This is a genomic window from Methylobacterium sp. 10, from assembly GCF_000519085.1.
Taxonomy (GTDB): domain Bacteria; phylum Pseudomonadota; class Alphaproteobacteria; order Rhizobiales; family Beijerinckiaceae; genus Methylobacterium.
In genome coordinates this window covers 1,061,887-1,082,608 of record NZ_KI912577.1, presented here as the reverse complement: position 1 = coordinate 1,082,608, position 20,722 = coordinate 1,061,887, and the positions used below count along the sequence as shown (strand labels likewise).

Below are 20,722 nucleotides of genomic sequence, written 5' to 3'. Positions count from 1 at the left end.
CAAGGCATCCCCGACGAACCCGCCCGGCGAGGTCGAGGCTCCGGCTATCGTCGCGGCGCGTGCGGCACGGGAATCCGTCCGCGCGATGATTGAAGCGGAAATCCGTCGCCAGGATGCGTTTCCCGTTGCCCGGCGGACGCTGCAACTGCTCGCCGAGGCCGTGGTCGAGCCTGTCGCCGAGCCGCCCTTCTACCGGATCGTCGACCGTTCCGGGACGATGCGGCAGGGTGAGAATGGCCCTCTGTCCCTGGAGGAGCTGTTCGCTGAATTGCGGGAGCGCCATGGCGCCCTGTTCGTGCCTGTGCCGCCGAAACCCGTTGTGGACGCAGCACCCGAGCCCACCGCATCGGACGAGATCAAGGCGGCGACGGCGCGGTTCGTGGAATCGCAATCGGAATTGGCCCGCTCGGTGATGGCCCGCTCGCTTATCCGGGGAAGGTCCGCCGCAGCCGCGGTCTCGGCCACCCTGGCAGGCGCTCTGGGCACCATCCGTCACTCTCTGGCCGATCGCCCAGGCGGCGGACAGGGCTCGAGCCCACAACCGAGCCTGCGCGAGCGCGGCATGCGCATCGGCGCCTCGTTCGGCGACGGAGCCCGCGAGACGGTCGCCATCGCCCGTAAACGTTTCTCCGGCCTTGCCGCTACGGCCTCTCCTGCGACGACGCCGGTCCAGGGCGCGCAACCAGCCCGCTGGCCTGGATTGCTCGCCCGCGTCGGCGACCGGCTGCGCCGCCTTCGCCAGGATGACGGCTCGATCCTGGCCCGGCCGGGCACGCTCGTAGGCGCAGGTCTGCTCGCCAGCCTCGCCATCGTCCTGCTTCTCACCCATGGCAGTGGGGACGACAGGCCGGCCTCCGTACCGGATGCGGAGGCTCCCCGGCAGGAAGCGAAGGCGCAGGATCCGGCCCAGACGACACCGCCGCCCCAACAAACACAGACGGCGCAGAGCCGGCCCTCCACCATGGCCAATCCGCGCGAGACGGTCTCTCCGACGGCGCCCCCCGGCATTCCCGCCGAAGAGCCGAGCCCACCCTCGGCCGAGGAAAGCCGGACGAAGGCGCCGGAACCATCCAACGCCATCACCGGCAAGACGGAGGTGATCGACACCGCGACCCTGCGCGTCGGCGGCAAGCTCGTGCGCCTGTTCGGGGTGGAATGGGTCCGCGGCGGACAGCCGGAAGAACTGACGCGCTACCTCGCCGGCCGCCCCGTGACCTGTCAGCCGGTGGCCGGAAGTGCGGCCTATCTCTGCGCGGTGGAAGGGCGCGACCTCTCGGAAGTCGTGCTCTTCAACGGCGGAGGCCGTGCCTCTTCGGAAGCCACCCCCGATCTCGTCGCCGCCGAGGATCGTGCACGGACAGAGCGCCTGGGGGTTTGGGCGCGCTGACGAGGGGACAATTCACCTTGCATAGGGGGAGACGCTCGGCCTCAATGTCCCTTCCGGAAGGGTAGTGGGGACAGGCATGGATCTCTCGATCGGGTTGAGCGTGGTGGCGGTGGCGCTCGTCGTTCTCGTGGTCGTCACCCTCGCCATCGGCATCAACATCATCCCGCAGGGCCACGTCTATACGGTGGAGCGGTTCGGCCGGTACTCGCGCACCCTCGAATCCGGGCTCGGCCTCATCGCCCCCTATATCGAGCGGATCGGCCGGCGCGTGAACGTCATGGAGCAGGTCATCGAGGTGCCGAGCCAGGAGGCCTTCACCCGCGACAATGCGGGGGTGAAGATCGACGCGGTGGTGTTCTACCAGGTCCTCGACGCGGCCAAGGCCTCCTACGAGATCTCGAATCTCGAAACCGCGATGATGACGCTGACGATGACCAACATCCGCACCGTCGTCGGCTCGATGGACCTCGACCAGCTGCTGTCCCACCGCGACGAGATCAACGAACGCCTGCTCCATGTCATGGATGGGGCCTCCTCGCCCTGGGGTGTGAAGATGACCCGGATCGAGATCAAGGACATCCTGCCGCCCGCCGATCTCGCCGGCGCCATGGCGCGCCAGATGAAGGCCGAGCGCGAGAAGCGCGCCTCCGTCCTCGAAGCCGAGGGCCATCGTCAGGCCGACATCCTGCGCGCGGAAGGCCGCAAGCAATCCGCCATCCTCGAAGCCGAAGGGAGGCGCGAGGCCGCGTTCCGCGATGCGGAGGGGCGTGAGCGCAGCGCCGAGGCCGAGGCCCGCGCTACGAGCCTCATCAGTGAGGCCATTTCACAAGGCGACCTCGCGGCGGCGAACTTCCTGGTGGCCGAGAAATACGTGGATGCGATCAAGGCGCTGGCCACCGCGCCCAACCAGCGGGTAGTGGTGGTGCCGATCGAGGCAGCATCCCTCGCCGGTACCCTCGGCGGCATCGCGGAGATCACCCGCGGCGTGTTCGGCGAGGGCGCAGCGCAGCAGAGAAAACCGTCCGGCCTGCCGCCGAAGGTCGGCCCGAGCGGAGGAGGGGCCGCGTGATCGTCGATGGCGTGACGGCGCTGGGACCGGTCTGGACCTGGATCCTGATCGGGCTGGTCCTGATGGGAGCGGAACTCGCGATCTCGGGCGTGTTCCTGGTCTGGCTCGGCACCGCCGCCATGGTCACGGGGCTCGAAGTCGCCGTGGTACCGATGCCGTGGCAGGCGCAGATCGTCCTGTTCGCCGTGTTATCGGTGGGCCTCGTCGTGCTCGCGCAGAAGCGGATGACCGGGCGTCCCAACAGCCTCAACCGGGGCGCGCATAGCCTGATCGGGCAGGAATTTCACCTCGACGCCGCGATCGCGAACGGGCTCGGACGGATCAGGGTCAATGACACGCTCTGGCGCGTCTCCGGTCCCGATGCACCGGCTGGTACCCGTATCCGGGTCACCGGGATCGAGGGAACCGTGCTCACCGTGACGACGGCCTGACGGAAGAACGACGCCGGAGGGGCGGGTGGCCCCTCCGGCGTCGCGGCGCGCGTTCAGGCGACACTGATGTCGACCTGGATGTTGCCGCGGGTAGCGTGGGAATAGGGGCACACCACATCGGCGCGCTTCACCAGATCCTCGGCCTTGTCCCGCTCGATTCCCGGCAGGGTGGCCTTCAGGGTGACGACGAGACCGAAGCCCTCGCCGTCGTCACGCGGGCCGATGCCGACGGAGGACTCCACCTTGGCGTCCTCGGGGATCTTCACCTTGTCCTTGGCGGCCACGAACTTGATCGCGCCGAGGAAGCAAGCGGCATAGCCCGTGGCGAAGAGCTGCTCGGGGTTGGTGCCGTTGCCGCCGCCACCGCCGAGCTCTTTCGGCGTCACCAGCGTGACGCTGACGGCCTTGTCGTCGGTGGAGGCGGAGCCTTCACGGCCGCCGGTGGCATGGGCATGAGCGGTGTAGAGTGCCTTCATGGTCTGTCATCCTGCTTGAGATCGAAGGGGGGCGGGTCGAGGAAAGATGGTCTCACGCGATGACGGGGAAACCCGTCCGGCGGAGGGCAACGTCCACCATCATGAGATCCGGTCAAGAACCGAAACTAGCTTGCGCGCAACTTATCTTCCGTATGGCACCAAACCAGATTGCGCGCAACCATTATGCGAGAGTGCCGTGAACGCTGGTGACCATTCCGCATTATCAATTAGATAGGGTAGTTGGGCCGGACCCGACACCGGACCCGACCAACATGAGGGAGGCCCCAGGAATGGAAGGCCGACGCATCACGCAAGCAGACACCATCGACGACGTCCCGACCCCGGGCCGTGGCGTCGACGGTCAGTTGTGCTTTGCGGTCTATTCGGCGGCCCACGCCTTCGGGCGCGCTTATCGGGCGCTCCTGACCGCCCACGACCTCACCTATCCGCAATACTTGGTCCTTCTCGTCCTCTGGGAACAGGAAGGGCTGACGGTGAAGGAGATCGGAACCAAACTGTTCCTCGATTCCGGAACGCTCACGCCCCTGCTGAAGCGTCTGGAGGCGTCGGGTCATGTCCGCCGGGCTCGTGACCGGGCCGACGAACGGCAGGTCAGCATCTTCCTGACGCCCAAGGGGCGCGAATTGGAGGGGCGGATGGATTGCGTCCCCGGCCTTGCGGGAGCCCTGACCGGGATGTCGGAGGATGGGCGCCAGGCGCTCCTCGATTCCCTGGTGATGCTGCGGGGCGCGCTTCACGACAACGTGGCCGGCACGACGGCGGCGTCCACGGTCTCCGAGCCGTACGAGGATTGGAAAAAGGCCGCTTCCCGGTAAGGGAAGCGGCCTTTCCGATCACGGGTCCGAAAAGGACCGGATGCGACGCTCAGTTCTGGGTCTTGAGATAGGCGATCACGTCGGCGATCTTCTTGTCGTCCTTCAGGCCGGGATAGACCATCTTGTTGCCGGGCACCTTGGCCTTCGGGTCCTTCAGCCACTCCTTGAGGTTCGCCTCGTCCCAGGTGATGCCCGAGCCCTTGAGGGCGGCCGAGTAGCTGTAGCCCTCGTAGGTGCCAGCCTTGCGGCCGACGACGCCCTTGAGGTCGGGACCGACGCCGTTCTTGACGAAGTTGTGGCAAGCCTTGCAAGGCGCGAACGCCTTCTCGCCGGCTGCAGCGTCGCCGGCTTCCTGGGCCTGTGCGGAGATCGGAAGCATCAGAGCGAGCGCGGCGCCGAGGATGAGGTGACGCATTGTATTTTTTCCTCCGTTGGGCGGCATGAGCCAGCCGAGCTTATGGCAGAGCTTTTGGTTTTAGAACAGATCGAGACTGGGAACGTTCCAAACTCGCCTAGGGTCCGTGCGGCGGAAGGAAGCCCGAAACCGGCCATTCCGCCCTCCGGAAACGTCGACGCATCCGATCCTGATGCATCGAAACCGGTTATCGTTTAGATATCGTCCAATTCCATTGTCTTGAACGGTTCACGGCTCGTTTTTAGTCCTTCCAAGCTGAGCGGTGGCTGAAGACAGGCAGATGCGTCGAGGAGCGCCCGCCCATGTCGATCGCCTTTCCCGTGCCCGACCCCGACATCCTCGCCCGCCGCGAGACAATCATCGCCGGCCTGCGGCCGCTCGTCGCGGCGGAAGCGCTCATCGTCACCGAGGACGAGCGCCGAGCCTTCGAGACCGACGGCCTGACCGCCTATCGCAAGATGCCCCTGGCCGTGGTTCTGCCCTCGACCACCGCCGAGGTCTCCGCCGTGATGGCCTATTGCCACGCCAACGGCGTGCGCGTGGTGGCGCGCGGCGCCGGCACATCCCTCGCCGGCGGGGCGATCGCCCAGGAGGACGCGATCATCCTCGGCGTTGCCAAGATGACCCGTGTCCTCGACGTGGATTTCGAGAACCGCGTCGCGCGGGTCGAATCGGGCCTGACCAACCTCGCCATCTCGGGGGCGGTCAGCCACGAAGGGTTCTTCTACGCGCCGGACCCGTCGAGCCAGCTCGCCTGCACCATCGCGGGCAACATCGCGATGAATTCGGGCGGGGCGCATTGCCTGAAATACGGGGTGACCACCAACAACCTCCTCGGCGTCACCCTGGTAATGAACGACGGAACCGTGGCCGAGATCGGCGGAGCCCATCTCGACAGTGCCGGGTACGACCTCCTCGGCCTGATCTGCGGCTCGGAGGGTCAGCTCGGCATCGTCACCGAGGCGACGGTGCGCATCCTGCGTGCGGCCGAGGGCGCGCGCCCGGCCCTGGTCGGCTTCTCCTCGGTGGAGGATGCGGGCGCCTGCACCGCCGCCATCATCGCCGCCGGCATCATCCCCGTGGCCATGGAATACATGGACCGCGAGGCGATCCTCATCACCGAGGATTTCGCCCAGGCCGGCTACCCCCGCGACGCCGAGGCGATGCTGATCATCGAGGTCGAAGGCTCGGACGCGGAATGCGAGGCCATGCTGGCCCGGATCGAGGCCATCGCCCGCGATTACCGGCCCACCAGCATCAGGGTCTCGAAATCCGAAGCCGAGAGCGCCGCGATCTGGAAGGGACGCAAATCCGCCTTCGGTGCCACGGGCCGGATCTCGGACTACATCTGCATGGACGGCACGATCCCCACCGGGCAGTTGCCCCTGGTGCTGGAGCGGATCGGGGCGATCTGCGCAGACAAGGGGCTTCGCGTCGCCAACGTGTTCCATGCGGGCGACGGCAACCTGCATCCCCTCATCCTGTTCGACATCAACAAGCCCGGCGAGTTGCAGAAGGCGGAGGCCGCCGGAGACGAGATCCTCAAGCTCTGCGTCGAGGTCGGCGGCTGCCTCACCGGCGAGCATGGTGTCGGCATCGAGAAGCGCGAGCTCATGCGCTTCCAGTATGCGCAGGCCGACCTCGACCAGCAGATGCGGGTCCGCAACGTGTTCGACCCGAAATGGCTGATGAACCCCGCCAAGGTGTTCCCCCTGGAGGGGCGGGTGGCGGCCTGAGGCGCACTGACCGTCGCGGTTTCCCGCCATCTGCCGAACCATGCCCGGAACGCTCAGCTCCGGCTTGGTGTTTCCTCCCCGCACAATCGTGGAGGATGATCATGCGCATCGTTGCAACGCTCTCGGCCCTGGCGCTGCTTACCGTGGCAAGCACGGGAGCGGCCGAAGCCAAAGGCTGCATCAAGGGTGCGATCATCGGCGGTCTCGCCGGGCATTACCTCGCCGAGCGCGGCGTGGTCGGCGCGGTGGCGGGCTGCATCGGCGGTCGCTATCTGGCCAATCGCCGCGCCAAGCAGCAGCGCGAGATCGAGTACGGCTCGCGTGTGCAACAGCGTGGCGCCGGCTACGCTCCGAATCAGGCCTACCCGCGCCGGTCCTACAACTACTGAGATCGATCCGACCGAGGCAGGCCGGCGACGGGACTACCCGTTCCGCCGGCCTGCCTCGGGTTGCTCGTCCGTCCTCACTGCGATCCAGAGCACGTGACGGCGGCCGCCGGGATGGGCGGGATAGCGCTGCTCCTCGACATCGAAGCCGAAGCGCCGGAGCCGCTTCTTGAACCGGCGGTCCGGCCCTCCGGACCAGACGGCCAGGATGCCGCTCGGCCGCAGGGCGTAATGCGCCCGCTTGAGGCCCCAGCCATCGTAGAGGCGGTCGTTTTCCCGCCGCGTGAGGCCCTTGGGGCCATTGTCGACGTCGAGGAGGATGGCATCGTACTGAGCTTGTCCCGACTGGATGAGGCGGTTCACGTCTGCCTCGACCAGGGTCACGCGCGGATCGTCGAGGCTCCCGGTGAAGAGATGGGCAAGCGGTCCGCTCGCCCAGGCGATGACCGCCGGCATCAATTCGGCCACGACAACCTCCGCCTGCGGACCGAGGGCATCGAGGGCCGCACGCAGAGTGAACCCCATGCCCAGCCCTCCGATGAGGATCTTCGGCGCCGGGTTTCCCTCGAGCCGCGCGCAGGTGACCGTGGCCAGGGCCCGCTCCGAATCGCGGTGCCGGTCGTTCATCAGTTCGGCGGTGCCGACCATGATCGAGAAGGCATCGTCGTAGCGGACGAGACGCATCGTCTCGACGCTGCCCGGAATGGCGGCGCTGGCGATGGGAATCGCGGAATTCATCGATGGGACGACCTTCACGACAGGATTCAAGCCTCGACGCCGAACGCGTCGCAGCGGAACGCGCCGTAATCCCCTCGCGCCAGCCGCTCGGCCAGGGCGGGCAGGAACAGAGCCGCCTCGTCGGCGAGGCGCCAGGGCGGGTTGATGACGATGAGACCGTTGCCGTTGAGACGGTTCGGATACGGCTCCGAGATCATCAGGTCGATGCGCAGGGCGGGCCGGGAGAGCGAGCGATCGAGCTCCGCCACCATACGGTCGATGAGGTCGACGTCCTTGATCGGATACCAGCCGAGATAGATGCCCGTCGGCCATTTCGCCACGGCCTTGGCCAGCGCCGCGCCGAGGCGGTCGACCTCGCCGAGTTCCTCGTAAGGGGGGTCGATCAGCACGACGCCGCGCCGTTCGGGGGGAGGGATCAGCGCGTTGAGGGCGGTCCATCCGTCGAGATGCATGACCTTGGTGCGCGGATCCTGATTGTAGCGCTCGCGCAGGATCTCGGCATCGGCGGGGTGCAACTCGACGAAGACGCCCTGGTCGCTGGGCCGCAGGAATTCGCGGATGATCGCCGGAGAGCCGGGATAGATATCGGCGCCGTGCCTTGCCTTGGTGGCGGCGACGGCCTCGCGATAGGGGGCGAACAGCGCCTCCACCTCGTCGGGGAAAGGCGTATCGAGGCGGCCCCAGCCGTCGTGCCACTCACCCGTCCGCCCCGCCTCGTCACCGGTGAGGTCGTAGAAGCCGAGGCCCGCATGGGTGTCGATGGCGCGAAAGCCCGTGGGCTTGGCCTGGAGATGATGGAGCACGCGCGTCAGCACGAGATGCTTGAGCACGTCGGCGAAATTGCCGGCGTGGAAGGCGTGCCTATAGTTCATGGGCGCAGGTTCCTGGCCTCACCGGCTCGCGTCGACGGCGATCTCGCCCGCACGGCAGTTCTGCCGCGCCACTTCCGGGCAGGGCGTGAAGCCGCGCAGATCCTTGGTGAAGCAGATTCGCACCTCCTGCAACTCGCCCCGGGTGCAGGTGACCGACATCATGTCCGGGCGAAGCCCGCGATTGGCCGCCACGAACTGGCGGGCGATATCGACGGGTGCGATGCGCGTGTCGGAATCCGGCTTGGCGAAGGCGGCCGGGATGGTCACCGCCTCCCGCGCCTGGGCGGCGGCCTTGAAATACGACATCGGATCGAGGCCCGAACAGGTGCCGTGCTTGCGCCACTCGTGGCGGGCGAGCCCCTCGCTCGGATAGACCTCCCCGGCCACATCCATGGCCTGGCGGGTGGGAGAGCGTTCCACGGCGGAGCAGTCGGACGGGTAGCCCCGCGTATATTGCGGCCACAGCCCATGGACGACGAAGCCGAGGCCGCGACCCGGCCGGCATTGGCCGTCGGCGTCACGCCGCCCGGCCGTCTCGCAATAGGTCGGTGACCAGGACAGGGCCAGCACGTAGAAATCGAACTCGCCGGGCGTGCCGCCGCGTTCGTAGCCCTGCGCCTGCGCGGTTCCGGCGAGAGCCGTCAGCGCCAGTCCGGCGAGCGCGGCGACTCGTCTCACGGACGGGCTTCGCGGCAGGCCGTGGCGTAGGCATAGGCGAGGTTGCGGTCGAGGCCGTGGACGCAGAACTCGACGCCCCAGGTCACCCCGATCACGCCGAGGCCCTCGCGCACGGAATAATCGACCTTGCGCTTGATCCCGTCCGACGTGGTCGCCACCGCGCTGCAGAAGCGGCGGGGATAGGTGTCGAGGCCCCAGGGACGCCAGGCCGTCCGCTCGATCCGGTCATAGCCGACGATGGTGAGGCTCGAGTTCCAGAACTTCGCCTCCTTCTCGGCGAACTGGCTCGACATCTGTTCCAGCACCGAGGAATCCTGGCATCCCGGAATCTGCCCGTCGAAGGGAAACTCACGTTCCTCGGCGGGGGTGATCTCCTCGCGGCCCGAGCGGGCGAAGGCGGGCTGGAGGCTACCCGCGAGAACGAGGCCGAGGGCCAGGGCGGTGGCGAGGGAATTCGGGCGCATGCCGGCGTCTTTTCGCTGGAGTCCGTTCATCCGGGGACGATGGCGTCTGTCCGGGCGGTGTCAAGCGCAAGGGGCGGGGCAGCGTCGCTTTCATTCCGGCCTGGGGCGACCGGAACACAGTCCGGCCCTCAATAGATCGGGTCCGAGAGGCCCGGGGCGGCGAGGGAGAGCGGCTCCTCGGAGAAGCCCGGCGCTGGTTCGGCATAGGTCGGCGCGGAGGCCAGACGCGAGGACTGCGGGCGCGGTACCGGCCGGGCCACCGGCGTGGAGGCATAGGCCGAAGGCGCGCGGGCGGATGGGGCGGCAGAGGAAAGGCCGGGGGAGGGCGCGCGGGCGACCTGCGGGCTTGTCCTGGCCGGGTTCCGGTTCGAGGACATCGGCGTCACACCGTAGGGATCGTCCTCCTCGATATCCACGGGGGCCTGGGGCGGGGCGGGCTGGCGCTCCACCGGGCGCGGACGCGAGATCGGCCGGGGCACACCATCGGCCCCGAGCTGCGGCGTGAATTTCAGCAGCGGCTGGCAGATGCGCTTGAGGCCGCGCGGGTCGTGGCGGGCGAGATCCACGTGGATATGATCGTAGTGGAACACGTTGGAGCCGGGGGCGAGCACGGTGGAGAAGCGTGCGCAGGCGCCGATGAAGACCTCGCGCAGGAAGCCCTGCTCGGCCTCGGTGCCGCGCCAGCCGCCCTTGACGGTGATGACGTAGCCGTCGGCGAGCTTGAACGACATGATGTCGACGGCATTGCCGAACGAATGCTCGGAGAGCTTGGCGCCGGCTTGGTTATTGCGGCCCCGGCAGGCATAGGAGCCTGCGTTGATCTCGGCCACGGGCTGGCCGAAATACAAGTTGGCGGCGGGCTGGATCGTGTCCGCAAGCCATGCCTCAGCCTCGGCCAGGGCCGGGCAGGCCAGGGTCATCCGCTGTTTCAGGACGACCGAACCCCTGCCGAGACGGGTGATCCGGTAGGGTTGCAGCATGCCGCACACGCCCGGACCGTTGATCTCCTTCACCGGCGTCACGAACTCGGTGGTCTCCACCAGCCGCTTGGCGTTGCAGGCCTGTTCGGTCTGGTCGCGCCAGGCCTCTCGACTCTCGAACGGGCTGCGTCCACAGCCGGTGAGACCTGCGCCGATCAGCCCAAGAACGGAAAACGCGAGTACGCTACGCCACATATCGGAACAATGGGCAGCTTTTCGTAAAGCGTTCGTCAACGATGCGGAGCGATCCGTCGCCTGTGGAGGAGTGTGGACGGTCGACGCCCCCCCTTGCTTGCCGGGAAGGCCAAAGGTGCCGGAACGCTTGAGCGCGCCCCCCGCCCGGTCTATCGCAGCCCCACCGATAATCCCGCCGACGGCACCGATGCGTCCCTGGAAACAGGCTGTGGCCCGGGCCTTCGACGGGGCGGACAACTACGATGCCGCCGGGATCATCCAGGCGATCGTCGCCGGGCGGCTGGCGCAGCGCATCGCCGCCCTGCCCCTTCCCCCGTTGCCACGAATCCTCGAGATCGGATGCGGCACCGCCTTCCTCACGCAGGCCGTCCTCGCCCATGTGACCCCCGGCCTGATGGTCGCCTCGGATCTCGCCCCCGCCATGATCCGGCGGGGGCGAGAGCGATTGAAGCACCGGTCCGACCTGGCGTTCCTCGTCATGGACGGAGAGCGGCCCTGCCTGGCGCCGGGCTTCGATCTCGTCTGTTCGAGCCTGGCGGCGCAATGGTTCGAGGATCTGGAGGGCGCGCTCGGCCGCCTCACCGGTCTGCTGGCGCCCGGCGGGTTCCTCGCGGTGACGACCCTGGCCTCGGGTACCTTCCGCGAATGGCATGAGGCGCATGACGCCGTCGGCCATCGCCCGGCCACACCGCCCTATCCGACGGAAGAAGTCCTGGCCCGGCTCCGATTCGCCGGCTGCACAAGCAGTCTGTCCCTGGAACCGGTCGTCGAGAAGCATGCCGACGGCCGGGCCTTCCTCCGTTCGCTCCGCGCCATCGGGGCTGGAACGCCGGGCACCGTCCGCCACCTCTCGCCCGGCGCGCTGCGGACGGTGATCAGGCAGTTCGAGAGGGGGGGAGCAGCGATCACCTACGAGGTCGCCACCCTGGAGATCCGGCGCGATCCCTGACATGGAAACGGCGGGGCTCTCGCCCCGCCGCACATCGATCTCGGTGTCGAAGACGAATGATCGGTCCTACGAGCCCATGAAGGCACTGGCGGAGCCGATGATCGTCCAGATCAGGCCGCCCGCGAAGGCGCCGATCATGGCGTAGGAAAAGCCCTTCAGAACCATGTTCGTCCCTCCCGTCTCAAAGGATCAGCAGCGGTTTCCGCCGGAGGTCTGACCGTATTGCTGGACCAGGAAATTCGGCTGGTTGGCGTTGCCTTCGGCGGCCGAGCTCATTGGGCAGCCCAGATAGGCGGGCGGGCGGCTGACTTCCCTGAGGGAGCCTGTCTCGGTGACGTCGTAGGGCGAGAAAGCGGTATAGCGTGAGGGGCGCTCGAACGCCGTTGCAGAAGAGATCGAAGCAGCGCCAAGCACAAGAGCGGTAGCGACGGCGGCGATACGGTTCATCATGGCGTTTGATAAGTTCCTTTACAGTGCAGACCAGATGTTTGGCCCGCTTCGCTCTGTATGAACCTGATATAGGAAGTCTTTTTCCTTCATGACGTGTCACGGCACACGAACCATGCGGGATTAAGTGACGAGCCTGCCGATGGCATCAGACCGGATACGATTCAGCGCGCGACCGCGTAGAGCCGCGGCCCCGAAGCCTCGCTTACCGTCCCGGCCGAGATCCAGTTGAGGCCGCTGGCTCCGGAGCCGGCGAGCAGATCGCGAAAGTCCTCCGAGATGGCGATCGGGAGGTCCACGGCCTTGGCCCGCGCCTCGATGCGGGCGAGGGTGTTCATCGCCGGGCCGAGGACGGTGAATTCCGCGCGGTGGCCATCATCGAAGACACCGACGAGGACGTCGCCGGCATGCAGCGCGATGGTGACGCGCAGCGAGGGAAGGCCTTTCTCCGCGAGGCGCTGGTTGAGGGCCGCCAGCCGCAGTTGAACGGCCTCGGCGCAGGTGAGGGCCGCGCGGGCCTGCGCATTGGGCGGGCCGACGAGGAACTGAGCGAGCACTCCGTCGCCGATGTATTTGTCGATGATGCCGCCGCGTTCCGTGACGGCACGGTGCGTCAGGGCGCGCATCTCCATGAGGACCTCCACCACCTGCTGGGGCGGCCGCGTCCGCGTCAGCGCCGAGAACCCCCGGATGTCGAGGGCGAACAGGCAGGCGTGGCGCTCCTGGACCTCGCCCGGACCGCCGCCCTGCGCCAGATCCTCGGCGACGGCGGCCGGCACGAAGCGGGTGAGGATCAGGCGCTCCCGCTCCAGCCGGAACGTCGCCGCCACCGCCCAGGTCAGCCGCCGCAGTCCGTCGAGGACCACGAGGCTGGCGACCATGAAGGTGAGAAGCCCCGGCACCTCCTCGTCGAGGGTGACGTGCGGTCCGAGATGATGGCTCTCGGGCGACAGGTAGACGAACAGGATGGCTCCACCCCACCCCGCCGTCACCAGACCGGCGAACACGCAGGTGTGCCAGACGCGCATGGTCAGCGCGGTCTGCAGCAGGATCAGGAAGGCGGGGAGCCGGCTGGCGGCGGCGGCCGCCTCCTCCGTGTCCGCGGCGCCCAGAAACATGTGCTCGATGAGGACGTAGATCGCGACGCTGGCATTCAGCAGGGTCGAGCCCCAGCTCAGCCACTCTCGGCTCGGCTCCACGGGAATGCCCGCGCCCGGCGCCGTTCGCAGGCTGACCAGGGCCAGGAGGATCGAAGCTCCGGCATAGGCCGACAGGACGATCCAATGTCCCAGGCCGTGGATCGATCCGTCATAGGCCTGCGCGGTGGCGAGCAGGACCAGGACGATGAGCAGCTGCAGGGCGAAGGACCGGCCGCTCGATGCCTGCTGCAAATGCGTGATCGTCGGCGAACGTGGCTCTTCCCCGTGTGCCCGGTCTCGATCCCCGGTTTTCAATAGATGTCTCCTCCTGCGTCATCGGCCGCTCCTCATGCCGGATGCGGCCCGCGCAGGCCATCGGTGGAGATTGCCGCATACCGAGTCACCGGCAGCCGATCTCCGGCTTCGCGGGAGGGATGTGGTCGCCCTATACGGCGTCGGACGGTGATCCGTCGCCGCGCCGCAGGAGGAACACGCCTTGCGCGCCGAACAGGTTCCAGACCCACCACGGCATCGAAATCCGCATCGGCCGGCCGCGGGCGTCGAGCGCCGTGGCCTTCTCGATCTGAGCCCCGACGGTCCGGCACAGGCCGACGAAGTCGCGGATGGTGCAATGGTGGATGTTCTGGGTCTCGTACCACTCCTCCGGCATCAGCTCGGTCACCGGCATCCGACCCCGGAAGGCCAGTTCCGAGCGGACCCGCCAATGGCCGAAATTCGGGAACGAGATCACCACCTGCCGGCCGATGCGGAGCAGGTGCTCCAGCACGATGCGCGGGTTGCGCGTCGCCTGGATGGTCTGGGACAGGACCACCACGTCGAAGGCGTCGTCGGGATAATTGGCAAGGTCGGTGTCGGCATCGCCCTGGATCACCGGGAGGCCACGCGCGAGGCAGGCGTTGACGCCCTCGCGGGAGAGCTCGATGCCGCGCCCGTCGATGCCGCGCCGGTCGCGCAGGAGCGTGAGCAGGGTTCCGTCGCCGCAGCCGATATCGAGGACGCGGGCGCTCGGAGGGACGAGGCCGAGGACCACGAGATGGTCGACGCGGGCGCCGTCGCTGCGCGGCAGCGTGTCGGTCGTGCTCCAGGGGGCGGGGGCCACGCGACTCATCGACGTCACAAGCCCCTCGCCCGGGCGGCGGCATCGACGAAGCCCTTGGCGGCGTTGAACATCACCGGCTCGTCGAGAAGGAAGGCGTCGTGGCCCTTGTCGCTCTCGATCTCGACGAAGGCGACCGGTGCCGACGCCGCGTTCAACGCATGCACGATGGCGCGGGAATCGGCGGTGGGGAACAGCCAGTCGGAGGTGAAGGACATCACGCAGAACCGCGTCCTGGTGTTGCGGAAGGCGTTGGCGAGCACGCCGCCATGGTCGGCCGCGAGGTCGAAGTAATCCATGGCGCGGGTGAGGTAGAGATAGGCATTGGCGTCGAACCGCTCGACGAAGCTCAGGCCCTGATGGCGCAGGTAGCTCTCGATCTGGAAATCGGCGTTGAACGAGAAGGTCGGAGCATGGCCGCCCTGGAAGCGGCGGCCGAACTTGCGGTGCAGGGCCGGCTCCGAGAGGTAGGTGATGTGGGCGCCCATCCGCGCCACGCCGAGGCCTTTGGCGGGCCGCGTCCCGGCCTCCAGGTAGCGTCCTTCCGCCCAGGCCGGGTCGGCCATGATCGCCTGGCGGCCGACCTCATGGAAGGCGATGTTCTGGGCCGAGTGCCGAGCGCCCGTGGCGATGGGCATCGCGGCGAAGACCCGGTCGGGATAGAGCGCCGCCCATTGCAGCACCTGCATGCCGCCCATGGATCCGCCCACACAGAGGAACAAGTCGCGGATGCCGAGCCGGTCGAGGAGCATCGCCTGGCCGCGCACCATGTCGCGGATGGTCACCAGGGGAAAGTCGAGACCGTAGGGCTTGCCCGTGGCGGGATCGGTGGAGGCCGGCCCCGTGGAGCCCATACAGGAGCCGATCACGTTCGAGCAGATCACGAAGTAACGGTCGGTATCGATGGGCTTGCCCGGTCCCACCAGGGTCTCCCACCAGCCGCGCTTGCCCGTCACCGGATGGGTGTGGGCGAAATGCTGGTCCCCGGTGAGGGCATGGCAGATCAGCACCGCGTTCGACCGGTCCGCGTTGAGGGTGCCGGCCGTCTGGTAGGCGATCCGGAACGGCGCGAGATCGACGCCGGCATCCATCGCGAGCGGTTCATCGAGGCCGAACAGGGCCACCGGGCTTCGCGGATCGAGGGAGGGCGGCGCATCCGTCGGGATGCCGTCCTGGCGGAGGTTCCCCTCGTCGGGCCTTGCGAGACTGTCGAGCGACATGGTCATCAGGCGTCTTCGCGCGTTGTTCGCCGATTCGCTTCCGCGGTGATGCGAGGGGGGCGGCCGGTCGCCACCCCATCGACGCGTCGCGAAGGTCCATCCCCATCGGTGCCCGGCCCAGCCGGACGACATGTGGGCGTAATGTGCGCATGCACGGGCGTCAACGAAAGGGGCCGCCCACGAGAAGGTCACAACCGGTGCTCTGGCCCTCGGGCTTCGGGAAACGTAGACACGATACGCCGTACCCTTCATGCGGGAACGGCCATCCTCACACCCGCCGCCGGACGCGACAGCCCGCATGCGCTTCACCACGAGACCCGCACCGCCCCTCGACAACCTCGCCGAGCTGCGCGCCGAGATCGACCGGATCGATGCGGAGATGCATGCCCTGCTGATCCAGCGCGGCTCGATCATCGACCGGCTCATCGCGGTCAAGCGCACCTCGGCCAGCGGCTCGGCCTTCCGGCCCGGCCGCGAGGCTTCGATGATGCGGCGCGTGGCCGAGCGCCATCGCGGGCTCCTGCCCCTCGACACGGTGGAGGGGATATGGCGGGTCATCATCGCCACCTTCACCTGGGTCCAGGCCCCGTTCAGCGTCCATGCGGACATTTCGGGCGGCGACGCGCCGATGCGCGACTCGGCGCGATTCCATTTCGGCTTCACGGTGCCCTACCGGCCACATCCCACCTGCGCGGCGGTGATCGAGGCCGTGGCCGCCTCGCGCGGCGATCTCGGCATCTTCCGCCTCGACCCCGACGGTTCCGCGCCGCCGAGCCCGGAGGCGCCGTGGTGGGAGGGTCTCGTCGGCGAGGGGCGGCCCAAGGTGATCGCGCGGCTGCCCTTCATCGAGCGGCCGACCCATCCCGCCGGCACGCCGGTCTTCGTGGTCGCCAATCCCCTCGACGACCCGGCCGCCGCCCAGCGCGACTGGGTGCTCCACGCCGCCCGGCTCGAGAGCTGGACGCCCGAGAGCGCCCGTGCCCTGCAGGACCTCTACGGCGAGGTGGTGGCGCGCGCGGCCACAGCGGACGGTCACCGCCTTCTCCTCGCCGTGCCGGGCGGCGTCGGCGGCCGGCAGTTGCGGGAGACCCTGGAACGGGCCGGCGCGACGGTGGAGCGCCTCGACGAGATCGGCAGCCACGCCGCCCGTTTCCGGGTCTGACGGCGACGGCCGGAGCGGCCGGTTCTCTCGTCAAGGCGGGCAAGCTGCGTTAGAGGGGCAGCCTGAACTCCAGCCGGCCCGCGCTCATGTCCTCCATTCCCTCCGTGTCCCGTCCCGTTCCCCGCCCCGGAATCCTCGCCATCGAGGCCTATGTGCCCGGCAAGAGCGGCGCCCCCGGAGTGGCGAAGGTCCATAAGCTCTCCTCGAACGAGACGCCGCTGGGCCCGAGCCCGCTGGCCATCGAGGCCATGCGCGAGGAGGCGTTCCGCCTCGCCCTCTACCCGGACGGCAATTCGACCCGCCTGCGCGAGGCCATCGCCTTCCGCTACGGACTCGATCCCGCCCGCATCGTCTGCGGCGCCGGGTCGGACGAACTCCTGTCCTTCCTCGCCTACGCCTATCTTTCGGAGGGTGACGAGGGGATCTTCACCGAGCACGGGTTCCTGGTCTATCGCATCGCCATCCTGGCCGCCGGCGGCACCCCCGTAGTGGTGCCCGAGCGCGACCTGCACGCCGATGTCGACGCGATTCTCGCGGCCGTGACGCCGCGCACGAGGATCGTCTACCTCGCCAACCCAAACAACCCGACGGGTACCTACCTGCCCTTCGCCGAGATCCGGCGCCTGCAGGCGGGCCTGCCGCCGAACGTCCTCCTCGTCCTCGACGGGGCCTATGCCGAGTACGTGCGGACCAACGATTACAGCGCCGGCCTCGAACTCGTCCTCGAGGCCGAGAACGTGGTGATGACCCGCACCTTCTCGAAGATCCACGGCCTCGCGGCCCTGCGGATCGGCTGGATGGTAGGTCCGCCCGAGGTGGTCGACGCGGTCAACCGCATCCGTGGGCCGTTCAACCTGTCGGGCAGCGCCATCGCGGCCGGGGCGGCGGCCATCGCCGACGAGGCACATGTGGCGGCGGCGGTCGCACATAACGAGACCTGGCTCGCCTGGACGACGGAGGTCGTCTCCTCCCTCGGCCTCGTGGTCACGCCGAGTGTCGCGAACTTCATCCTCGTCCACTTTCCCGACGAGCCGAATCGCAGCGCTGCGGAGGCCGACGCCTATCTCGCCGCGCGCGGCGTGATCGTGCGGCGGGTCACGTCCTACGGACTGCCGGACGCGCTGCGCGTCACCATCGGCGGCGAGGAGGCCAATCGGGCCTTCGTCACGGCGCTCACCGCCTTCGTGAAGGACGGCATCCGTGCCTGAGGCGAGACCCGTCTGCCAGCGCCTCGCCATCGTCGGCCTCGGGCTGATCGGCTCCTCCATCGCGCGGGGCGCACGGCAATACGGGCTGGCGCGGAGCATCGTCGCCATCGACCGCGACCCGGCGGTGATCGGGCGTGTGCAGGCCCTCGGCCTCGCCGACGAGGCCACGGGCGAGACCGAGGGCGTTTCCGGCGCCGACCTCGTCATCCTGTGCGTGCCGGTGGGCGCGGTCGGTGCCGTCGCCGAGGCCATGGCGCCTCATCTGAAACCCGGCGCCATCGTCTCCGATGTCGGTTCGGTGAAGGCCTCCGTGGTCGCCGCCGTCGCGCCCCATCTGCCGGACGGCGTCCATTTCGTCCCGGCCCATCCCGTGGCGGGCACCGAGTATTCCGGCCCCGATGCCGGCTTCTCGACGCTGTTCTCGGGCCGCTGGTGCATCCTCACGCCGCCGGAAGGCACACACGAGGCCGCCACCGCGCGGGTTCAGGCGTTCTGGGAGGGACTCGGCGCCATCGTCGAGAGCATGACGCCGGAGCATCACGACCTCGTGCTGGCCATCACCAGCCACGTGCCGCACCTCATCGCCTACAACATCGTCGGCACGGCGGCCGATCTCGAAGCGGTGACGCAATCGGAGGTCATCAAGTTCTCGGCCGGCGGGTTTCGCGATTTCACCCGCATCGCCGCCTCCGACCCGACCATGTGGCGGGACGTGTTCCTCACCAACAAGGACGCCGTGCTGGAGATGCTCGGCCGCTTCAACGAGGATCTCGCGGCGCTGGCCCGGGCCATCCGCTGGGGCGACGGCGACGCGCTGTTCGACCTGTTCACCCGCACCCGTGCCATCCGCCGGGGCATCGTCGCCCTCGGGCAGGAGACGGCGGAAGCGGATTTCGGCCGCAGCCGTACCCCGCCGGAGCCCGCGAAGGACGAGCCGGTCAACGGACGGTAGGGTTCATCCGGCCAAGGCAAGCGCTACCCGTTTTTTACCCACCACCTCATCCTGAGGTGACGAAGCGAAGCGGAGGCCTCGAAGGAGGGCTCCAGTTCGCGCAACGGGTTCTGGAAGCCTCCTTCGAGGCGGCTGTCGCCGCGCCTCAGGATGAGGTCGTGGCCGGGTTGATCACCTCATCACACCAGGCAGAATCCGTCGACAGACCACTCAATACAGTGGCGGTACCTGGACGTTGGGGATCGGGAACGGGCCGAGCATCAGACGGCCATCGGCGAGGCGCAGGGGCGGCATCGCCTTGAGGGACGGATCTCCCGCCGCCGCAGGCGCTGCGGCCGTTTCGGCGTCCTGGCGGCGATTTCCGCCACCGAGCAGCTTGCCGACCAGCCCTCCGATCAGGGCCCCCTTCTCGGCCCCGAAACGCTGGCCCATGATCTGGCCGACCAGGGCCTCCACCCCGGCGGCGCGGATGTCGATCTGACCGCTGGGGCGGTGCTCGTCGTCGAGGGCGATCTTGCCCTGGGCCTGCAGGCGGCGGTCGCCCTTGGCCAGGGAGAGCAGGGCGATGTCGAGGCTGCCGCCGGCCCTGCGCCAGGCTTCGAGCTCGCGTGCCACCTGTCCCGTCCGGATGACGGCCGCCTGATTCACCGTGGCATCCAGCGCCATGTCGATGGGGATGGTGTTGCCGAGGAGGGGATCGAGCGCCGGCACGTTCGCCTGCGTCAGCCGCAGGCTGGTGTCGACGGCACCCTCCGTGGCGAAGCGGGCGGGTGTCGGCCGGGCGTGGAATTCAAGGTGCTTGGCCGCCACGTCGATGGGCTGCGGTCCGGCATTCTTGACGCTGACTTTCGGTCCGTCGACCGCCAGGGAGGCCCGCGTGAACCCGTCGGAGGTCCCGTGGAAGCTGCCTTCCAGCGACGTCCAGGTAGCGTCGGCGACGAGACCGTCCTGTTCCACGTGGAACGGTCCGCTCGCCTGCAGGATGCCCTGGCGCGGTTGATAGACCTGGACCACCGCCGTCAGAGGTCCGAGGGTGAAGCGACTGTCCGCCCGTGAGAAGGCGAGGGAGGCGCAGCGCAGTTCGATCCGGAAGGGATAGCCGGTGATGGAGCGATCGGCGCAGGTCCAATTGCGCCCGGCCGAGGCCTCGCGGGCCATCCAGGAATCCATCTCGGACCCGGCCTTGCCGCGAATCCAGAACCAGCCCGCGCTCCAGAGCAGGACCACGGCGAGGAGGAGGATGTAGGGCAGGAACAGGCCGGTCCGCGATGGCCGTTTCCTGGCCGTCAAATCCGGTGCCTGCGCCATCGTCCGCTCGCCTCGCTCTCGAAGCCCCGCCGCCGTCGACGGGGGTTCCTTCGTGAGTGAGCTTTGGCGGGTCTCAAGGCGGCGAAAGCATGGCCGCCCGCAGATTCAGGCGGCAACGCCCATGATCTGATCCATGGGCCGATCCACACGAAGATCGGCGACGATCTCGCACCGCTCGGCCTCGTCCTCGGCCAGGCGGTGAACATGCATCTCCGTGGCGCCGCCATGGCGCGCACGGGCGATCCAGTTGCGGGTGAGCCGCTCGCGCGGGCTCGATCCGGCCGCGGCCACGGCGATGAGTTCGCCGATCCCGGTGGAATCCCGCCGCACGGCCATCACCACCGCCTCGCCCATGTCGTCGAGTTCGAGCTCGGCCAGTTCATGGATGCCGACGACGTAGCGGCGCCCGGACCGGCCGCGCCAGGCGCTCAGCGCCAGGGCAGGAGTTCCACGCAGGCTGGCTGCCGTCCTGAGACGTACTTCGCGCATGGATGGATCTCCGGATCAGAGGATGGGCGTCGGTGAAAGCCGTGTTCCGCGCCTTGCGGCATGAGAAC

General features: G+C 68.3%; 23 protein-coding genes. 10 read left to right on the top strand and 13 right to left on the bottom strand.

All coding sequences use genetic code 11. From position 1 onward, the window contains the following. Positions 1-85: 85 nt before the first annotated feature. From K368_RS0104960 to K368_RS0104950, 3 genes are all read left to right on the top strand, one after another. Positions 86-1,387 carry a hypothetical protein gene (locus tag K368_RS0104960; RefSeq protein WP_245259505.1) on the top strand — a complete coding sequence of 434 codons (1,302 nt, stop codon included), beginning with the start codon at positions 86-88 and terminating at the stop codon, positions 1,385-1,387. 76 nt (positions 1,388-1,463) lie between these two features. Next, a complete protein-coding gene (locus tag K368_RS0104955) occupies positions 1,464-2,456 on the top strand; it encodes an SPFH domain-containing protein (protein WP_027171422.1) in 993 nt (330 codons plus the stop codon). After that, positions 2,453-2,887 (top strand): NfeD family protein, encoded by a 435-nt coding sequence (locus K368_RS0104950; RefSeq protein WP_027171421.1) that lies wholly within the window; start codon positions 2,453-2,455, stop codon positions 2,885-2,887. Before K368_RS0104955 ends, K368_RS0104950 begins: the two co-directional genes overlap by 4 nt. A gap of 53 nt (positions 2,888-2,940) precedes the next feature. Here K368_RS0104950 and K368_RS0104945 read toward each other — a convergent pair whose 3' ends face one another. Further along, a complete protein-coding gene (locus K368_RS0104945; RefSeq protein WP_027171420.1) occupies positions 2,941-3,363 on the bottom strand; it encodes an organic hydroperoxide resistance protein in 423 nt (140 codons plus the stop codon). A 290-nt stretch (positions 3,364-3,653) separates the two neighbouring features. On the opposite strand from K368_RS0104945, the gene K368_RS23940 reads away from it, so the two are divergent. Then, entirely contained in the window at positions 3,654-4,199 is a 546-nt protein-coding gene (locus tag K368_RS23940; protein ID WP_051439763.1) for a MarR family transcriptional regulator, read from the top strand. 49 nt (positions 4,200-4,248) lie between these two features. Here K368_RS23940 and K368_RS0104935 read toward each other — a convergent pair whose 3' ends face one another. Then, entirely contained in the window at positions 4,249-4,614 is a 366-nt protein-coding gene (locus K368_RS0104935; RefSeq protein WP_027171419.1) for a cytochrome c family protein, read from the bottom strand. A 302-nt stretch (positions 4,615-4,916) separates the two neighbouring features. On the opposite strand from K368_RS0104935, the gene K368_RS0104930 reads away from it, so the two are divergent. Continuing rightward, a complete protein-coding gene (locus tag K368_RS0104930; protein WP_027171418.1) occupies positions 4,917-6,350 on the top strand; it encodes an FAD-linked oxidase C-terminal domain-containing protein in 1,434 nt (477 codons plus the stop codon). A gap of 101 nt (positions 6,351-6,451) precedes the next feature. Then, positions 6,452-6,739, top strand: a complete 288-nt coding sequence (locus tag K368_RS0104925) for a hypothetical protein (RefSeq protein WP_026176297.1) — start codon at positions 6,452-6,454, stop codon at positions 6,737-6,739. A 33-nt stretch (positions 6,740-6,772) separates the two neighbouring features. On the opposite strand, the gene K368_RS23935 is transcribed toward K368_RS0104925, so the two are convergent. The 5 genes from K368_RS23935 to K368_RS0104900 form a co-directional block, all read right to left on the bottom strand. After that, the gene (locus K368_RS23935; protein WP_036265972.1) at positions 6,773-7,474 is read right to left on the bottom strand and encodes a hypothetical protein; all 702 of its coding nucleotides are present in this window, start codon (positions 7,472-7,474) and stop codon (positions 6,773-6,775) included. Between the two features lie 26 nt (positions 7,475-7,500). After that, positions 7,501-8,346, bottom strand: a complete 846-nt coding sequence (gene rlmJ / locus K368_RS0104915) for a 23S rRNA (adenine(2030)-N(6))-methyltransferase RlmJ (RefSeq protein ID WP_027171417.1) — start codon at positions 8,344-8,346, stop codon at positions 7,501-7,503. 18 nt (positions 8,347-8,364) lie between these two features. After that, entirely contained in the window at positions 8,365-9,024 is a 660-nt protein-coding gene (locus K368_RS0104910; protein WP_027171416.1) for a ribonuclease T2, read from the bottom strand. Beyond that, entirely contained in the window at positions 9,021-9,488 is a 468-nt protein-coding gene (locus K368_RS0104905; RefSeq protein WP_027171415.1) for a hypothetical protein, read from the bottom strand. The genes K368_RS0104910 and K368_RS0104905 overlap by 4 nt, the downstream gene beginning before the upstream one ends. A 128-nt stretch (positions 9,489-9,616) precedes the next feature. Beyond that, positions 9,617-10,663 carry an extensin family protein gene (locus K368_RS0104900; protein ID WP_027171414.1) on the bottom strand — a complete coding sequence of 349 codons (1,047 nt, stop codon included), beginning with the start codon at positions 10,661-10,663 and terminating at the stop codon, positions 9,617-9,619. Positions 10,664-10,850: 187 nt separating this feature from the next. Here K368_RS0104900 and K368_RS0104895 point away from each other — a divergent pair, with 187 nt between their 5' ends. Then, on the top strand, positions 10,851-11,612 hold the full coding sequence (locus K368_RS0104895; RefSeq protein ID WP_027171413.1) for a methyltransferase: 762 nt from the start codon (positions 10,851-10,853) through the stop codon (positions 11,610-11,612). Between the two features lie 189 nt (positions 11,613-11,801). Here the strand turns inward: K368_RS0104895 and K368_RS0104885 are convergent, their stop codons facing one another. From K368_RS0104885 to K368_RS0104870, 4 genes are all read right to left on the bottom strand, one after another. After that, the gene (locus K368_RS0104885; RefSeq protein WP_027171412.1) at positions 11,802-12,062 is read right to left on the bottom strand and encodes a hypothetical protein; all 261 of its coding nucleotides are present in this window, start codon (positions 12,060-12,062) and stop codon (positions 11,802-11,804) included. Positions 12,063-12,223: 161 nt separating this feature from the next. Beyond that, on the bottom strand, positions 12,224-13,450 hold the full coding sequence (locus K368_RS0104880) for an adenylate/guanylate cyclase domain-containing protein (protein ID WP_245259504.1): 1,227 nt from the start codon (positions 13,448-13,450) through the stop codon (positions 12,224-12,226). Between the two features lie 193 nt (positions 13,451-13,643). After that, on the bottom strand, positions 13,644-14,327 hold the full coding sequence (gene metW / locus K368_RS0104875) for a methionine biosynthesis protein MetW (protein ID WP_036265971.1): 684 nt from the start codon (positions 14,325-14,327) through the stop codon (positions 13,644-13,646). Positions 14,328-14,332: 5 nt separating this feature from the next. Continuing rightward, a complete protein-coding gene (locus tag K368_RS0104870) occupies positions 14,333-15,541 on the bottom strand; it encodes a homoserine O-acetyltransferase (RefSeq protein ID WP_027171409.1) in 1,209 nt (402 codons plus the stop codon). 292 nt (positions 15,542-15,833) lie between these two features. On the opposite strand from K368_RS0104870, the gene K368_RS0104865 reads away from it, so the two are divergent. The 3 genes from K368_RS0104865 (at position 15,834) to K368_RS0104855 (ending at position 18,857) form a co-directional block, all read left to right on the top strand. Continuing rightward, positions 15,834-16,697 (top strand): chorismate mutase, encoded by an 864-nt coding sequence (locus tag K368_RS0104865; RefSeq protein WP_027171408.1) that lies wholly within the window; start codon positions 15,834-15,836, stop codon positions 16,695-16,697. Positions 16,698-16,792: 95 nt separating this feature from the next. Further along, entirely contained in the window at positions 16,793-17,905 is a 1,113-nt protein-coding gene (locus tag K368_RS0104860; protein ID WP_197031059.1) for a histidinol-phosphate transaminase, read from the top strand. Beyond that, the gene (locus K368_RS0104855; protein WP_027171406.1) at positions 17,898-18,857 is read left to right on the top strand and encodes a prephenate/arogenate dehydrogenase family protein; all 960 of its coding nucleotides are present in this window, start codon (positions 17,898-17,900) and stop codon (positions 18,855-18,857) included. Before K368_RS0104860 ends, K368_RS0104855 begins: the two co-directional genes overlap by 8 nt. 210 nt (positions 18,858-19,067) lie before the next feature. On the opposite strand, the gene K368_RS0104850 is transcribed toward K368_RS0104855, so the two are convergent. Together K368_RS0104850 and K368_RS23930 are read right to left on the bottom strand one after the other, a co-directional pair. Continuing rightward, complete coding sequence (locus tag K368_RS0104850) at positions 19,068-20,165, bottom strand: DUF2125 domain-containing protein (protein ID WP_027171405.1); 1,098 nt, start codon at positions 20,163-20,165, stop codon at positions 19,068-19,070. Between the two features lie 105 nt (positions 20,166-20,270). Further along, a complete protein-coding gene (locus tag K368_RS23930) occupies positions 20,271-20,654 on the bottom strand; it encodes a hypothetical protein (RefSeq protein ID WP_051439761.1) in 384 nt (127 codons plus the stop codon). Positions 20,655-20,722 lie beyond the last annotated feature (68 nt).

Bases quoted from the DNA above. Each gene is read 5' to 3' on its own strand.
- K368_RS0104960 (WP_245259505.1), top strand. From the start codon at position 86: ATGATTGAAGCGGAAATCCGTCGCCAGGATGCGTTTCCCGTTGCCCGG.
- K368_RS0104955 (WP_027171422.1), top strand. From the start codon at position 1,464: ATGGATCTCTCGATCGGGTTGAGCGTGGTGGCGGTGGCGCTCGTCGTT.
- K368_RS0104945 (WP_027171420.1), bottom strand. From the start codon at position 3,363: ATGAAGGCACTCTACACCGCTCATGCCCATGCCACCGGCGGCCGTGAA.
- K368_RS23940 (WP_051439763.1), top strand. From the start codon at position 3,654: ATGGAAGGCCGACGCATCACGCAAGCAGACACCATCGACGACGTCCCG.
- K368_RS0104935 (WP_027171419.1), bottom strand. From the start codon at position 4,614: ATGCGTCACCTCATCCTCGGCGCCGCGCTCGCTCTGATGCTTCCGATC.
- K368_RS0104930 (WP_027171418.1), top strand. From the start codon at position 4,917: ATGTCGATCGCCTTTCCCGTGCCCGACCCCGACATCCTCGCCCGCCGC.
- K368_RS0104925 (WP_026176297.1), top strand. From the start codon at position 6,452: ATGCGCATCGTTGCAACGCTCTCGGCCCTGGCGCTGCTTACCGTGGCA.
- K368_RS23935 (WP_036265972.1), bottom strand. From the start codon at position 7,474: ATGAATTCCGCGATTCCCATCGCCAGCGCCGCCATTCCGGGCAGCGTC.
- rlmJ (WP_027171417.1), bottom strand. From the start codon at position 8,346: ATGAACTATAGGCACGCCTTCCACGCCGGCAATTTCGCCGACGTGCTC.
- K368_RS0104905 (WP_027171415.1), bottom strand. From the start codon at position 9,488: ATGCGCCCGAATTCCCTCGCCACCGCCCTGGCCCTCGGCCTCGTTCTC.
- K368_RS0104900 (WP_027171414.1), bottom strand. From the start codon at position 10,663: ATGTGGCGTAGCGTACTCGCGTTTTCCGTTCTTGGGCTGATCGGCGCA.
- K368_RS0104895 (WP_027171413.1), top strand. From the start codon at position 10,851: ATGCGTCCCTGGAAACAGGCTGTGGCCCGGGCCTTCGACGGGGCGGAC.
- K368_RS0104885 (WP_027171412.1), bottom strand. From the start codon at position 12,062: ATGATGAACCGTATCGCCGCCGTCGCTACCGCTCTTGTGCTTGGCGCT.
- metW (WP_036265971.1), bottom strand. From the start codon at position 14,327: ATGAGTCGCGTGGCCCCCGCCCCCTGGAGCACGACCGACACGCTGCCG.
- K368_RS0104870 (WP_027171409.1), bottom strand. From the start codon at position 15,541: ATGACCATGTCGCTCGACAGTCTCGCAAGGCCCGACGAGGGGAACCTC.
- K368_RS0104865 (WP_027171408.1), top strand. From the start codon at position 15,834: ATGCGCTTCACCACGAGACCCGCACCGCCCCTCGACAACCTCGCCGAG.
- K368_RS0104850 (WP_027171405.1), bottom strand. From the start codon at position 20,165: ATGGCGCAGGCACCGGATTTGACGGCCAGGAAACGGCCATCGCGGACC.
- K368_RS23930 (WP_051439761.1), bottom strand. From the start codon at position 20,654: ATGCGCGAAGTACGTCTCAGGACGGCAGCCAGCCTGCGTGGAACTCCT.